This is a genomic window from Petrimonas sulfuriphila, assembly GCA_038561985.1.
Lineage (GTDB): Bacteria > Bacteroidota > Bacteroidia > Bacteroidales > Dysgonomonadaceae > Petrimonas > Petrimonas sulfuriphila.
Genome location: CP073276.1, coordinates 3,238,486 through 3,253,377, shown reverse-complemented (window position 1 = coordinate 3,253,377; position 14,892 = coordinate 3,238,486). Strand labels below are relative to the sequence as shown.

Annotated in this window: 12 protein-coding genes; 3 read left to right on the top strand and 9 right to left on the bottom strand. The window is 42.6% G+C overall.

Translation table 11 applies throughout. From position 1 onward, the window contains the following. Position 1 precedes the first annotated feature (1 nt). Positions 2 to 3,214, bottom strand: coding sequence for a carbamoyl-phosphate synthase (glutamine-hydrolyzing) large subunit (gene carB, locus KCV26_13785; protein ID WZX36358.1), 3,213 nt, complete (start codon positions 3,212 to 3,214; stop codon positions 2 to 4). Between the two features lie 116 nt (positions 3,215 to 3,330). After that, the gene (locus KCV26_13780; protein WZX36357.1) at positions 3,331 to 3,744 is read right to left on the bottom strand and encodes a Dabb family protein; all 414 of its coding nucleotides are present in this window, start codon (positions 3,742 to 3,744) and stop codon (positions 3,331 to 3,333) included. A 239-nt stretch (positions 3,745 to 3,983) separates the two neighbouring features. Between KCV26_13780 and KCV26_13775 the strand changes: the two genes are divergently transcribed. Then, positions 3,984 to 4,766, top strand: coding sequence for a DUF4230 domain-containing protein (locus KCV26_13775; protein WZX36356.1), 783 nt, complete (start codon positions 3,984 to 3,986; stop codon positions 4,764 to 4,766). Between the two features lie 61 nt (positions 4,767 to 4,827). Here KCV26_13775 and KCV26_13770 read toward each other — a convergent pair whose 3' ends face one another. The 7 genes from KCV26_13770 to KCV26_13740 form a co-directional block, all read right to left on the bottom strand. Then, the gene (locus KCV26_13770; GenBank protein ID WZX36355.1) at positions 4,828 to 6,405 is read right to left on the bottom strand and encodes an outer membrane protein transport protein; all 1,578 of its coding nucleotides are present in this window, start codon (positions 6,403 to 6,405) and stop codon (positions 4,828 to 4,830) included. A 173-nt stretch (positions 6,406 to 6,578) separates the two neighbouring features. Further along, positions 6,579 to 7,898 (bottom strand): hypothetical protein, encoded by a 1,320-nt coding sequence (locus KCV26_13765; GenBank protein WZX36354.1) that lies wholly within the window; start codon positions 7,896 to 7,898, stop codon positions 6,579 to 6,581. Positions 7,899 to 8,122: 224 nt separating this feature from the next. Further along, positions 8,123 to 8,881 carry an MBL fold metallo-hydrolase gene (locus KCV26_13760; protein ID WZX36353.1) on the bottom strand — a complete coding sequence of 253 codons (759 nt, stop codon included), beginning with the start codon at positions 8,879 to 8,881 and terminating at the stop codon, positions 8,123 to 8,125. A gap of 111 nt (positions 8,882 to 8,992) precedes the next feature. Continuing rightward, a complete protein-coding gene (locus tag KCV26_13755) occupies positions 8,993 to 9,505 on the bottom strand; it encodes an SPOR domain-containing protein (protein WZX36352.1) in 513 nt (170 codons plus the stop codon). Between the two features lie 150 nt (positions 9,506 to 9,655). Continuing rightward, complete coding sequence (locus tag KCV26_13750; protein ID WZX36351.1) at positions 9,656 to 10,918, bottom strand: DUF3472 domain-containing protein; 1,263 nt, start codon at positions 10,916 to 10,918, stop codon at positions 9,656 to 9,658. Positions 10,919 to 11,029: 111 nt separating this feature from the next. Then, positions 11,030 to 11,890, bottom strand: a complete 861-nt coding sequence (locus KCV26_13745) for a DUF4382 domain-containing protein (protein WZX36350.1) — start codon at positions 11,888 to 11,890, stop codon at positions 11,030 to 11,032. Positions 11,891 to 12,065: 175 nt separating this feature from the next. After that, positions 12,066 to 12,857: a DUF4382 domain-containing protein gene (locus tag KCV26_13740; GenBank protein ID WZX36349.1), complete on the bottom strand. Its 792-nt coding sequence runs from the start codon at positions 12,855 to 12,857 to the stop codon at positions 12,066 to 12,068. A 141-nt stretch (positions 12,858 to 12,998) separates the two neighbouring features. On the opposite strand from KCV26_13740, the gene KCV26_13735 reads away from it, so the two are divergent. Beyond that, positions 12,999 to 13,598, top strand: a complete 600-nt coding sequence (locus KCV26_13735) for a TetR/AcrR family transcriptional regulator (GenBank protein ID WZX36348.1) — start codon at positions 12,999 to 13,001, stop codon at positions 13,596 to 13,598. Then, a complete protein-coding gene (locus KCV26_13730; GenBank protein ID WZX36347.1) occupies positions 13,595 to 14,878 on the top strand; it encodes a TolC family protein in 1,284 nt (427 codons plus the stop codon). The genes KCV26_13735 and KCV26_13730 overlap by 4 nt, the downstream gene beginning before the upstream one ends. The last annotated feature ends 14 nt before the right edge of the window (positions 14,879 to 14,892 follow it).

The following is a 14,892-nucleotide window of genomic DNA, read 5'->3' as shown; positions in this document are numbered from 1 at the left end:
TTCAGTACTCCTGCCAGCTTTTGATTTTCAACTGCTCTACATCCAACATGCAGAAAGCCGTAATAAAAGCCGATGCCAGTCGTGCATTGGTGATAAGCGGAACGTTAAAATCCACCGCAGTGCGCCGGATAATGTAACCGTTGGTAAGCTCGCGTCGGGTAACATCCTTGGGAATATTGATAATCAGATCGAACTTATTGTGGGTAATCATCTCCTGAATGTTGTGTTCGCCTCCTTCATCCGGCCAATTCACATCGGTAGCTGCAACGCCGTTATCGGTCAGAAATTGTTGTGTCCCGTGGCTCGCATACAAGTCGTACCCTTTGGCATGGAGCAGTTTGCAGGCTTCCAACAAATCCACTTTCGATTTCACTTCTCCCGACGAAATCAGGATCCCTTTTCTGGGAATCCGGTATCCTACCGAAAGCATCGATTTAAGAATAGCCTCATTAAAGTCGTCGCCTATACAGCCCACTTCTCCCGTCGAGGCCATGTCTACTCCCAAAATCGGATCAAACTTCTGTAAGCGGGAATAGGAGAATTGTGACGATTTCACACCGATGTGGTCGAGATCGAAAACAGTGCCGTCCGGTTTGTTGTAAGAGGCTCCCAGCATTACACGGGTTGCTGTGTCGATAAAGTTATGCTTGATGACTTTGGAGACAAACGGGAATGAACGCGAGGCGCGCAAATTACACTCGATGACCTTTATTTCATTGTTTTTAGCTAGAAACTGAATATTAAACGGCCCACTTATATTCAACTCTTTGGCAATCTGCCGAGATATCTTCTTGATGCGGCGCATGGTTTCGAAGTATATTTTTTGTGCCGGGAAAACCAGTGTAGCGTCACCTGAATGCACACCTGCAAACTCCACGTGCTCAGAAATGGCATATTCCACAATTTCGCCTTCTTTTGCCACAGCATCCATTTCCACCTCCTTGGCATTTTGCATGAAAACAGAAACTACTACCGGATATTCTTTGGACACGTTGGCGGCCATTTCGAGAAAACGGTGCATCTGTTCTTTGTCATAACAAACGTTCATGGCTGCTCCCGAAAGCACATACGACGGACGGATCAATACCGGGAATCCTACTTCTTCAACAAACTTATCCACTTCTTCGTAGCTCGAAAGCTCTTTCCATCGCGGCTGGTCGATACCCAACCTATCGAGCATGGCAGAGAACTTGTGCCGGTTTTCCGCACGGTCAATCGATTCGGGAGATGTCCCTAAAATGGGCGCGTTTTGGCGATGCAGCTTCATGGCCAGGTTATTTGGAATCTGCCCACCCATGGATACGATTACTCCTTTGGGAACCTCAATGTCAATAACGTCGAGCGTACGTTCAAAAGTAAGTTCGTCGAAGTATAACCTGTCGCACATATCGTAATCGGTGGATACCGTTTCAGGGTTATAATTGATCATTACTGACTCGTAACCCAATTTACGTGCAGTCTCTACGGCATTTACCGAACACCAGTCGAACTCAACCGACGACCCGATGCGATACGCTCCCGAACCCAGGACGATGATTACTTCCTTACCCGATTTCACAGGTTGGTAGGCTTTGTCCGATCCGTACGTGAAATAGAGATAATTGGTTTTCTCCGGGTCTTCCGATGCCACTGTGTTGATACGCCGGACAACAGGCAAGACGTGTTGCTTTTTCCGCCATTCGCGCACACGGATCAATTCGGGTTCCATTGTTCCCTGTGGGTTTTCCACGTAACGGGCTATCTGAAAATCGGAGAATCCCAGTCTTTTCGCTTCCGCAAGGACCTCTTTTGGCAGGTCCTCTATTTTCTTGTATTGGGTAAGCACATGTGTGTAGTTGTAAATATTCTCCAGCTTTTCGAGAAACCATTTGTCAATCTTTGTCAGCGATTCAATCCGGTCTACCGTGAATCCTTTTTCAAAAGCATCGGCAATGGCAAAGATGCGCAAATCCGTAGGATTGGACAGTGCTTCTTCCACGTTATCGAATGTAAGGTCGCGGTTGCCTACAAAGCCGTGCATACCTTGCCCGATCATGCGCAACCCTTTCTGGATGATCTCTTCAAACGATTGCCCGATAGACATGATTTCACCCACTGATTTCATGGATGAGCCAATCTCACGACTCACTCCGGCGAATTTAGACAAGTCCCAGCGGGGGATTTTTACAATCATGTAATCCACTTTTGGGGCCACATAAGCCGAATTGAGCGTACCCATTTCGCCGATCTGATCAAGTGAATAACCCAATGCCAACTTGGTTGCCACAAACGCCAGCGGATAACCCGAAGCCTTGGAGGCCAGTGCCGATGAGCGGCTCAGGCGGGCATTGATTTCGATAATGCGATAATCATTGGTTTCCACGTTAAACGCATATTGGATGTTGCATTCACCCACTATCCCGATATGGCGTACAACACGGCGGGCTATGTCTTCCAACAAGGCTATCTGTTCCCTGGAAAGAGTAATGATGGGTGCCACAACAATACTTTCTCCCGTATGTATTCCCAACGGGTCAAAATTTTCCATGGGAACGACTGTAAAACAGTGATCATTTTTGTCGCGGATAACTTCAAACTCAATTTCTTTCCATCCTTTCAGGCTCTCTTCCACCAGAATCTGTTTCGAGAACGAAAGGGCGCTTTCGCAAAGCGTAACAAACTCTTCTTCGTTGGTGCAAATTCCCGAGCCCAGGCCACCCAGTGCGTAAGCTGAGCGTACCATTACGGGAAAACCAATTGTATGAGCCGCTTTCAGTGCATCTTCCATGCTTTCCACCGCTTGCGAAACCGGTGTTTTGGCATCAATCTGGTTGAGTTTCTTTACAAACAAATCCCGGTCTTCGGTAATCATTATCGCTTCAACTGAGGTGCCCAGCACTTTTACATCATATTTATCCAGTACACCGCTTTGATACAGTTCCGTCCCGCAATTTAGTGCCGTTTGTCCGCCAAAAGCCAGCAAAATGCCATCGGGTTTTTCTTTCTGAATCACTTTCTCTACAAAAAACGGGGTGATCGGAAGGAAATAAACCGTGTCCGCCACCCCCTCGGAAGTTTGTATGGTTGCAATGTTAGGATTGATAAGTACCGTGCTTATTCCTTCCTCCCTCAAGGCCTTTAATGCTTGTGATCCTGAATAATCGAACTCACCTGCCTGTCCGATCTTTAATGCTCCTGACCCCAATAAGATAATTTTTTTGATTGATTTGTCCATTTTTATTTTTGTTCAAAACGTTCTGTATGTTTTTAGTTGCTGACTTCAGGCTTCAGCTCTCTTCTCTAACAGATTTCAGTCGGAAGAACGTCCAAAGGGCTGATGCCTGTCACCTTCTACTTTGTATCATAAATCAGTACACGTGTCCACCAATTGGCGTATTTTTCGCGGAATTCGTCGTGGATGGGATGTGTCTGATACACATCGTGTCCATTTTCGTCATCGAAAACAACAAGCAGTGAAAACGTATATGTGGTATCAATAATTTCACGGTTTGTGGCTGCCGGAGTACCTATATGCCTGAACCGAACGGTTTCCACAGATGCCAGTTTAATTAACGCTTCGCGAAAGTCACGTTTTACTTTTTCATCGTCAGGCTGCTTAAGCCAGAAAAAAACGTGATGCATAAACTTACCGCTTATATCGTTTCCTTTTCCTTTTGAACGGCAACTTGTCAGTACTGGTGCTGCAGCAATAGCGCCCAAAGCTGCCGTTTGTTTTAAAAAGTTTCTTCTGTCAGAATGCTTCATACGGATAAAAAAATAAGTGATTTGCTGACTTGGAGGAAATCAACGAATGGATTGTAGAACCGGAAAGGAAGGAGTATTTGTACATTTACTGTTTTAGTTTGCAAATTTACACAAAAATAACCGAATTAAATCTCATTTTCTGACTAAAACGCCGACTGAAGAAGAATATTTGCTAACTCTTTTGTTTCCAAGGAAAAGATTTTCTTAACTTTGCCTCTGCATTAATCTACAAAGCCTCAATGAGAAAATTTAAACTTGTTATTGGATTGACAGCTATGTTTCTTGTGCTGCTTCTCACCGGATTTATATACGCTACCTTTTTCAGACCGCATTATGCGGTGCCCGAAAACAATACGTTGGGATTATTGATTTTTGGGTCGATCATCGGTGCGGTTATTGCTTTTTTGATTTTCAAATTGATTTACCCATCAAGCAGTATTGGCAGTTCAACGAACGTTACTTCCCATACCGTTGTTGAAAGTATCCGCAGGGTGTTTAAAATTGTGGTAGCTGAAGGCCAGTTGAATGAAATCTATAACTATGAGAACACAAAAAAACTGCTAAAGTTTATTCCTTCGACCAAAAAAGCCCTGGTCATTGTAAAAGCTAAAGTGCTGATTGGTTATGATATTGAAAAATGCAAATGGGAAGTGGATAATGAAAATAAAATAATAAAACTACTCACCTTCCCGGCTCCAGAGATTCTTTCCCTTGACCCGGATTTCGATTATTATTATTTCGAGGATGACCTGTTTAACTTTATTAGCCGGAAAGATTTGCAACTCATTCAAGGGCTGGCAAAAGAACAGGTAAAACAGGCAGCATTAAACAGCGGATTGATGAAAATTGCATCGATGCAGATGAAGACCCTGTTGACCGAAATGCTAAACGCGAATAAATGGCAACTGGAAGGTGTTGAGAAGATTGAGGATTATCACGTGATCCCAGTTACCCCACAAAAATCAGAAATAACCATAGGTGACAACATTACCTTGTCGGAAGTGGACACCCTTCGCAAATAACCACAAAAAAACCGGGCAATCTATAAGGACAGCCCGGCACTAAAAAATTAACATGAATTATCTAAAACCTGTACCCGAGTGTCAGCAATCCTCTTACGGATCTGTTTTTCAGGGTAAAGGGAGATGCATCAATAACTAGTTCTTCCCGTGTATCACCGTTATAGGTAAACAGGTTCGGAAACGGATACAGCTGGTCTTCCTGGGTTTGATAAACCACCGCCAGATCGGCATAGAAATTTCTGTTGAACCGATAACCCAATCCTCCGGTGAGGTAATGGGTATCACCTTCCATTCTGTAGATGGTGTTTGAACCAGATACAGCGGCATCTCCTGCTTTAGAAAAATCAGCATCATACGGGTTCTGCATCCATGCGTAACCCAATCTTCCTGAAAATTGCGGAGTAAAACGGTATTCTGTACCCACCCTTACAGTAGATGCAACTTTAAAATCTTTTTTGATGTAATCGTTATCAATATCGTACCAATCTTTGCTGGAATAACTACCGGAAGGCACGCTCAGTTTCATGTTCCGATAGTTCATCACTTCGTAATCGGCACTCAAGATAAAACTGTTTCCTAAAACTGCGGCACCGCTTAGCACCCATTTATCGGGAGTTTTTAAATCGTAGTAATTGGTGAATTTGGCAGAATAAGTTCTACCTTTTTCATAATTGGGATCAACTACATAGGCACCTAAATCATCATCAATACTTGCCTTATAAATTTCTGACATAGAGTACCAGGTAGGTGTATGGTATGCCAAACCAATCCTGAATGTATTAACCGGACGGTAAATTACCCCCAGCTTGGCACCAACTCCGGCACCGTTTGTTATTATTTCGTTGTTCAGTGTATAACCTCCGCTGTTAAAGTCTTCCAGAAAATCGGTAGAAAGAGAGTGGTTGATGTCAGATATATTCAGTGCTAATCCAACATTCACCACATTATTTATAGTGGTTCCGATGGTAAAATCGTAATTATCGATATAACCTCTTTCTGAAAGTATAATTTCTTGAAATGGTGTTTCGTTCCTAGTGTTCAACGGATTATAAAAATTTCCGTTAGGAGACATTAACTTTGAATTATATCCTAAAACAGATAACCAAGGTTGATCGATAAATGGGTCGGGTATGTTATCACCTACAAGAAGCGAGTTGGGATTAATTCCACTATTGTTATTTGCACCATTAGTTCTATCAACAATATAATCAATCATCCTACTCTTACCATCCCCTTTAGCGTTGATATCGGTATTGAACGTTTTTTGTTTGTTGTACGAAAAACCGAAATTAATCATGGGCATTACCTCGTTTCTCAAGGGAAAGTACCCGACAAATCCCAGGTTATGCAGGTTGAAATCACTCACTTTTTTGTCGATATCACCCACCTTGGCTGTGTTTTGTTGTATTCCTAACGTACCCACTACTTCTGAGCTCCTGTAAACAGCAATTCCGGCAGGATTGATGGAAACACCCGTGATGTCTCCTCCCAGTGCGCCAAAAGCATTGCCCATTGCCATAGAACGTGCTGTTCCGTAAAGCTCATTTCGGGAATACTTCAAAGCTTCCACTTCTCCTTGCGAGTAGGAGTAGTTGGCAATAAACACTAAAGAGAAAAGAAAATATGCAAATTTTTTCATTTTTATAGTTTTTATTTTGTTTTCACTAAATTATGCTCTTTCCTGCCAGGCAAAATACAAGTAATCCAGGCATATGCTCGTACGGTTTTACAAAATGTTGGATAAAAAATGACTGCCTCATTTAAACCCCTTCTGAGATTTTTGTGAAGCAGTCATTGTTTATTGTTTATAGTTTAACGACGTCCTCCACTGCTACGACCGCTGCTTCCGCTGCTATATGAGCCGGAAGAGGAACTTCTACTGGAACCCGATGAGGAGGAACCAAACGATGAGCTGCGGCTTGAAGAGTCGTACGAAGACGAACGACTTGAGCTTGAACTTCTGCTTGGCGCGGAATACGAACCGCTGCCCGACGAACTTCTCGAAGGTGTTGAGTAGGTATTGCTTCTGCTCGACGAGCTTCTTTCGTAAGTGTTGCCACCGCTTCTCGCCGGCGAGGTGCTGGAACTACCCCTGCTGTTATATATCCTGGAATTGGCACCTAATGTGCCGGTGCTGGAGGAGCGGGAAGAAGATGAGCCTCTGTTTATAATTTGGCCGGACCGGGAGTCATAGACTCTTCCGCTGTTATCGATAATCCTTGTTCTTGGTGATGCAGATGAACTTCTGCTGTAAGCCGAGGAACTTCTGCCTGAGGCAGTTCTTGTGGAGCTACCAATTGCCGAGCGGCCTGATGTTGCGCTTGAACTTCTGCCTACACTTGCTACAGATGATCTGTTAGCAATGTTTGCCGAGCTTCTTCTGTAACTTCCCGTACTTCTGCCGGAGCGATTGTTACTTAATCCGGAATAGTATCCGTCGTAGAAACCGCTATAATAACCGCCTCCGTACCATCCGCCGTAACCGTAATACCAAGGATCATAGTAACCACCGTAGTACCAGGGAGAATACCAGGATGAGTACCACCCACCGTAATACCATGGGTTGTGCCAACGGCTGTAATACCACGGGCTGTACCAACGGTTGGAATAAGGATAACCCCATCCGTATCCGTAGTACCAGGGATCATACCAGGGATCGTACCACGGATAGTAGCTGTTCCAACCCCACCCTGTACCGAAATAGAGGTTAGAGCCCCATCCACGGTTATCGTAATAATCGGCGTAAATGTCGTCACCTACATAAACAGTAACCTCATCGGCACCGGTTATCTTGATACTCGATTCCGGGTCGTGATACTTGATAATCCTGTCTGTATATTCGTATTGCTGATAGGCTGTATCTTCAAGAATTACTGTGTCATTGGCAGCCAATTCTTTTTGTTCACGACGGTTATACTCGTCAATATTGCGGCCGTTTGCTCGGACTTCCATATTGGATGCTTTTCCCTCAACAACAACAATTTTCTTTTTTTGTGGTTCTTGTTTCTTCTGAACCTTTAGGGTTGTAGTGTTTTGAGCGGGATCGGCATAAATATCATCCCACTCCTGGGCAAAACCTATAACGGGCGCCAGGACCAGCAACCCCGAAATAATTAAGTTTTTAGTTTTCATAGCTTTTTCCCTTTATTTTTTGTTTTTGGTTGTTTTAAATAATTCATTCCGCAGAGTTTGACAATAATTCATTCATTTGGTTTAACTCACTGTTCCGTTATTTATCATCCACAAATATACAAATTTTTAAACGTCAACTCATCGATTTGTTTATTATATAGATGAAAAATGTATAAAAACGCTGCACTTTACGTAGTTAAAAAAATACAAAAGCTCCCCGTTTTTTACAGTGATAACTCTAATCCGTCATAAGCAAGGGTAAAGGATGAGGGCAAATCCTTGCTTATCGCTTTATGCAAACCGATCTGATGACTCATATGTGTAAAATAGGTTTGTTCCGCTCCAATTTTTTTTGCCAACGAAAGAGCTTCTTCCAGTGTTTGGTGTGAAGGGTGTTTCTCCTTTCTCAATGCGCTTACTATCAGTATATCTAGGGCGGCGAGTTTGCTTAGCTCTTCGTCGGGCAAATATTTTACGTCGGTAAGGTAAGCGACATTATTTATCCGGAAACCTAAGATGGGGAGTTTAAAATGCATGACCCGGATAGGAATAACTTTTGTGTTATTTATAAAGAAAGGATGAAGGCCGTCGGTTGTTCGTATCCTGATATCCGGAACGCCGGTGTACCTTTGTTCTCCAAAACAATAGGGTATTCGTTGCATCAACGCGCTTTTCACTTTAGTTTCGGCAAAAACATCGACGGGTCCAAACCTGCAAAAAGGCCTTAAGTCGTCCATCCCGCCCACGTGATCATAATGTTCGTGGGTGATGAGCAACCCGTCAATTTTCCTGAAAGGCAAATCCATCACCTGTTGCCTGAAGTCGGGTGTGCAATCGATGATAAGGCGTGAATCAGCAGTCTCCACTTGAACAGAACATCTTAACCGTTTGTCTTTAGCATCGACTGATGTACATACTTCACAATTGCAACCTATTTCGGGAACTCCTGTAGATGTCCCCGTACCTAAAAACCGTACTTTCATTTTTTATTGTCCGTGTAAAATAATAAAAGCTACCCGTTTCAATAGCGGGCAGCTTTATTATACGTTCATTTCCTATTGGTCACCAGACATCCGGATCCGGTGTTTTAACATTTAATACTGTCTTTCTAAAATCCAAAGATCGTTGAAAGGAACGCCGTAAGTTCTTCGCAAGTAATCGGTATTGCCAAGGGCAGCATATTTTTGGTAAATCTCATCGCGTTTTGCAGCAGCCGATGCTTTGTCATCATAGCTTGCAACGATAACCCTGTACATGCCTTGCTCGTTTTCGGCCAGAATCACCGGATACCCTTCGTTTTGCATTCGTGTCTTCAACGATTCAGCATTAAGCTTTACACTTAAAGAAGCGATTACTACGCTGAAGTTCTTTAAATTGGCGGCATCTGAAGCAAGAACGGGTTCAACCTTCTCTTTTCTCACTGACACTTCAACCGGAGGCAGTGTGCCGGCATCTTTTACAACAGTTGGCTGTGACGCCGTTTGCTGCATTTCCCTTTCTTTGGCAGCTTCATATACTTGTTTATATGCACTTTGTTTTGGTTTACAGGAAATTGCTAAAACCAACATGGCAGAAAGCGCCATCATCAAATAGATTGATCTTTTCATTTGTGTCATTGTTTTATTGTTCGAATATCAAAACTAAAAGCAAAGATAGAAATAAGTAAATGATTATAACTCCTACAGATGTGAAAATAAATTAAATTGTTAAAAACATCTTTTCTCCAGACAGAAACTCAAGAGAACCAATGACTAAAGTTACAGTTTTTCGAGTTCGGAGAAGTTTATTTTCGGAATTTTGTTTTCCTTTTTCCTTGTGAATCTTGATTCGTAAAGAGTTGATTTGTTGAAGAATCCTCCGTTTTGAAGATAAAACAGGTTCTTTTGCTTGTTGTACCCGCCCCGGTAATCCAACCGGACTTGTTTTCGGGCAGTTTCATCGTATGTGAAAACCGATTCGCCGGCTTCTATCCATTTCCGGTTACTGGTCACAAACCATTGATTCCCAAACAATACCTTTCGGGTCAGGTATCCTTGTCCAGGAATAAAATTTTCGAGGAAAGAATGTGCACGGGTATAAAAAACATGGGTTTTGGGCCTAAGGAAGCTGGCTATCAGCCTCCATCGATTTTCATCGGAAGCAAAGAAATAAGAGGTATACACGGTGTTCCCCAGTCCGTCTGGCTTTATCCGGGTCAGGAATTTATAGGCCTTGCCGGCTTTCCAGTTGTACCGCAAAAAACTTTGTCCGCCCGAACCTTCGTTTCCAAATTCACCGATATAGACTCCTTCTCCTTTTCGTAAGAGTTTGATCTTTAAACTGTCGGGAATACGTTTTGGATCCTGTGTGTTGAACGGGCTCCAAACGGAGAACAGCACCCTTCGTTCGGTTTCGGAATTGCATTGAATTCCAAAATACCCTTCACCAAAACCGTTCGCCATGTAATAACTGCCCGGGATATCGTTTCCTGCCGGAACAGTGACTTCGTTATAAAACCATTCAACCGTATCTTCGGGCATTGTATAACGAAGATGAACAGAAGGCCCTCGCCTACCCCAATAGTCGGAGAAATCGTGCACATAAGTTGGTTGTTCCTCCGATTGAACAACAAACGATTCTATCTGGGCGAACTCTTTCCCTGACCTGCTTATACCCCGTAATTCTATGGGTTGATAACCCGTGTTGAGAATTTGAAAGATCCCTAGAGGAATTTTAAATCTTCCGGCAGGAACAGAAATTTTTGACCTCTTCCCTTGGAAAGTCGCTTCAATCACTGACTCTTTATCCGAATCTCCTTTTATTGAAATCACTATTTTTTCCGTTTTGTGGAAATAAACGAATGTCTTGATGACGGATTTTTCGTTGACCCATTCTTCAAGTCCGGACCGGGTGATGGATGCACCCTGTTGAAAAGAAGTCACGTAAGCATTTCCATTTAATTCAATTTCATACGTTACTTCTTGCGAAAACAAAAATAAGGCGGAACAGCAAAAGAGAACTGTTGAGCAAATCTTATTCATCTGTTTGAATTTATCTGCAAAGTTACGTGTAAAGACCAATAAAAACAACAAAGCCCCCGGGAAAAGGGGCCTTGCTTTTTTTTACTCGATAGTATGCTAATACTTGTTGTATTACTTTACCAATGTAACGGTGCCTACATCTTTTATCTCGCCTTTAACAACCGGAACACTCTCCATTACAAAATTAGTATATTCCGTTGCCGTGTCGGCAATAAACTCCACTTTCCACGTACCTTCGTCAATACCCGGGAACAAGAATTTACCGTCCTCTTCGGGCAGCGAAATCAATGTGTCCGTTGCTTTGGTAATTTGAACAAAAGCGTTGGCTTCCGGCGGGAGGACAAAACCTCTCAATGTGGCGCCCCAAGCTTCTGCGTACGTACGAATAACCGGTTTTAAAATGTACTTGTTATTTCCCGTAGCGACTACCGAACGCGCAGCATCAAAATCAATGACGAAACTGTACATCATGTCGGCAAGTAAAGTTTCGTGAAGATTGAACTTCAACCCGCTTGTTTGTGCAGATGGTGTCTTAAGGGGATACTCTGTTCCATCCTTAGTTTCCACATAGCTGTCGGGGCCCAGCAGTAACCTGACCTGGCTTATTTTTCCAGCGGGAATTTCTCCACCGGCCAAGGCGATCATTTCTCCGTTTCTGTAATCCAGCAAATTATACAATCCGGGGTTGCTAATGTTCAGGGTAACCCATTCAACTTCGTCTAATTCATCGGTGTCATCATAAAAAGGATCGTTGTCATCCTCGTAATATTCATCCGCTACTCCAACTTTAACGCCCTGTATGTCAATAACCACTTTGGCGTAATCTAATGATGGGGCATCGGTCAGTTTAAACTGAATTTGAGCTTTTCCGCCGGACAACCCTTCGTTTTCATTTGCACAGCTTGTAGCAAAAAACAACAATGCCAGAATGGGCAATGCTGATAGGATGTGTTTAAAAAATTCTTTTCTCATAAAATTTGATGTTTTAGTTAAACTTTTTCTTTCTTAATATGACCCATTTTTCGAGTGTACCAATAAAACACCCCATCTCTTGCCTTTGTTGTACAGTTGTGCTTAAGAAATACAAAAAAACAACTTGCTTTTTAACCCGGAAGATTAAAAAAAAGAAATTTGTATGACAAAACGTTTATTTTTTTAGGACAATCTTCGATTTCAACTCCCGTGTTTTGCCGACAAATACGGAATCCACAAAAAGTGTATCCCGGTAACCCAGGCTCGAAGCTGATAAAACGGCAATTTCCCATTCACCTGCTTTCAAGCCTTTAAAAAGAAACATCCCATCGGATTTTTCGGGTATGGTGAATAGCGTATCCTTGTCTTTTACGATTTTGACGATAGGCATGGCTTCCACGGGCAGGGCATACCCTTTTAACGACCCGCCAAACGCTTCTGGGAAAATACGCAATACCGGTTTAAGAAAATAATTCCCGTTGGATTCGTAGAACGAAAGGGCTGCATTGATATCAATCATTATGCTGGTGATGTAATTGGCATAGAGGTTCTCATTGACCTCCACAACAATACCGTCTTTAATCTCGGAATCCAAAATAAGGTCTTTTTCCCCTGTGTCTGTTTTAATTTTTGAATTGTTTCCAAACGTTATTTTTATTTTTCGCAATACTCCTGCCGGGAAAAACTGATCGATAATCTGTTTTGATTTTCCGTTCGAAAGCGGAAGAACGTTGTAAACCCCTCCCTGGAAATCAAGGGTCGTCCATTTTTCATCGCTGGTGGTGTTGTCGGTAGTAGAGATTTCAATTTTCTGAATGTCTATGTTAAATTCCGATATCAGTAATACGGGAGCATCCGTAAGTTTTATTCTCAGCCGGGTGGCGTTTATGCTCGGATCGTTCTTGGAGCATCCCGTAAAAGAGATTGCAAAAAGAAAAAGGGAAAATAGGGTTAGAATAGCCTTCATTTTTAGTCAATTTACCGCAAAGATAACGAATAACGGAAAAAAGATACGAGAAAAAAACCAAAATGTGTTTTAAACAAATGTTTAAAACACTTGTTTAATAAATGGGGATTGTATACTTTTGCATAAAAAATAAACCTGAAAATGGAAGACTTGACTACGGAACAGAAAATAGCAGCAGCTGCGAGAAAAATATTCACCCAAAAAGGGTATGCGGCGACCAAGACGCGGGACATCGCGGAGGAAGCCGGAATAAACCTGGCATTGGTCAATTACTACTTCGGCAGCAAGGAAAATCTGTTCAAACAGGTTTTGAAGGAAAAATTTGAAGCTCTTTTCGGCTTGATGATGCCCGTTTTATCGGATAGAGATATTTCTCTGGATGAGAAAATCAGGCTTCTTGTCAAGAATTACACGAAATTGTTAATAGAAAATGAAGAGCTGCCCATTTTCGTGCTCAACGAACTAAGAAATAATGAAAATATATTTAACCCCATTTTACAGCAGGCGCGGACAATATCCCAGCCAACCATAGACGAGCAGCTTCAACACAACGGTTTTGCCATTTCCACACCTGACTTTATCATGAATATCGTCAGCCTGACCATCTTTCCCTTTATCGCCAAACCCCTGTTTATCACTTCAGGAATGGTGAAAGAAGAAGATTTTTTACAATTTATCGAAAACAGGGAAAAATTGATCCCTGAATGGATTTTTGCCATCTTAAAACAATCTCAGCAATGAAATACAGAAGATTTACATTATTTATACCGCTGTTTTTTATACCCGTGTTCACAGTTAATGCACAATCCCTCACTATCGAAGATTGTCAGGGGATGGCTCGCGAAAATTATCCAGCCATTGCACGGTTTAATGTCATTGAAAATATCAGGAGTTTTAATTTGGAAAACGCTAACAGAGCCTATTACCCGCAACTTTCCCTGAATGCAAAAGCAACCTGGCAAAGCGATGTTACAAAGATTGATCTGGAGCTGCCTTCTAATTTCCCTCCTCTTGAGGTTCCGGTTCCCGATAAAGACCAGTATCAGGTCTATGGCCAATTGAATCAGCTTATCTGGGATGGTGGAAAGGTTTCAGCGCAAAAAGAGATGATCGTCGCCAATGCCGAAGTGGAGAAACAAAAACTTGAAACCGAAATCTATTCGCTTCAGGAACGGGTCAATCAGGTTTTTTTTGGTATTTTACTGCTTAACGAACAATTGACGCAACAGGGTATCCTGGAAAAAGAGTTGCAGCGAAACTTAGAGAAAGTGCAAAGCTACGTGTTAAACGGTGTGGCCAACGATGCCGATTTAAGCGCCGTAAAAGTGGAGCAACTAAAAACAAACCAGCAACGCATTCAAATGGAATCGGCGTTGGACAGTTATATCAAGATCCTTTCCGTTTTGACCGGACGCCGTATAGATCCGAAAACCGTTTTTGTAAAACCACCGGTAGCTGAAGTACCTGATCATGTGGTTATTGACCGTCCCGAACTGCGGTTATTTACGGCTCAGGAAAACCTGCTTAATTCACAAAAAACAGCCCTGAACGCCAGGAACAGGCCTGTTATCAGTGCGTTTGCCCAGGGCGGATACGGAAAGCCGGCATTGAACATGTTTGAAAATAAATTTAAACCGTATGTGATTGGAGGAGTGAGTTTCTCGTGGAATCTCGGCAGCCTGTATACCTACAAACAAGAGAAAAAAAGCATTGAACAGCAAAAACTGACGCTCGATTCAGAGCGTGAGACCTTTCTCTATAACCTGAACGTGCAGCTTCCGCAACAGCAAAACGAAATAAAAAAATACCGCCATACCATGCAGGATGATGACGAGATTATCCGGCTGAGAAAGCAAATAAAAGACGCTGCGGAAGCAAAAGTGGAGAACGGAACGCTGACGGTTTCTGATTTACTGCAGGAGATCAACGCTCTGGAAGCTGCCAGGCAGGCAAAATCGCTGCACGAAATTCAATACCTGATGTCGGTTTACAAGTTAAAATTCACAACGAATTTAAATTGAAAATCAATATAAAC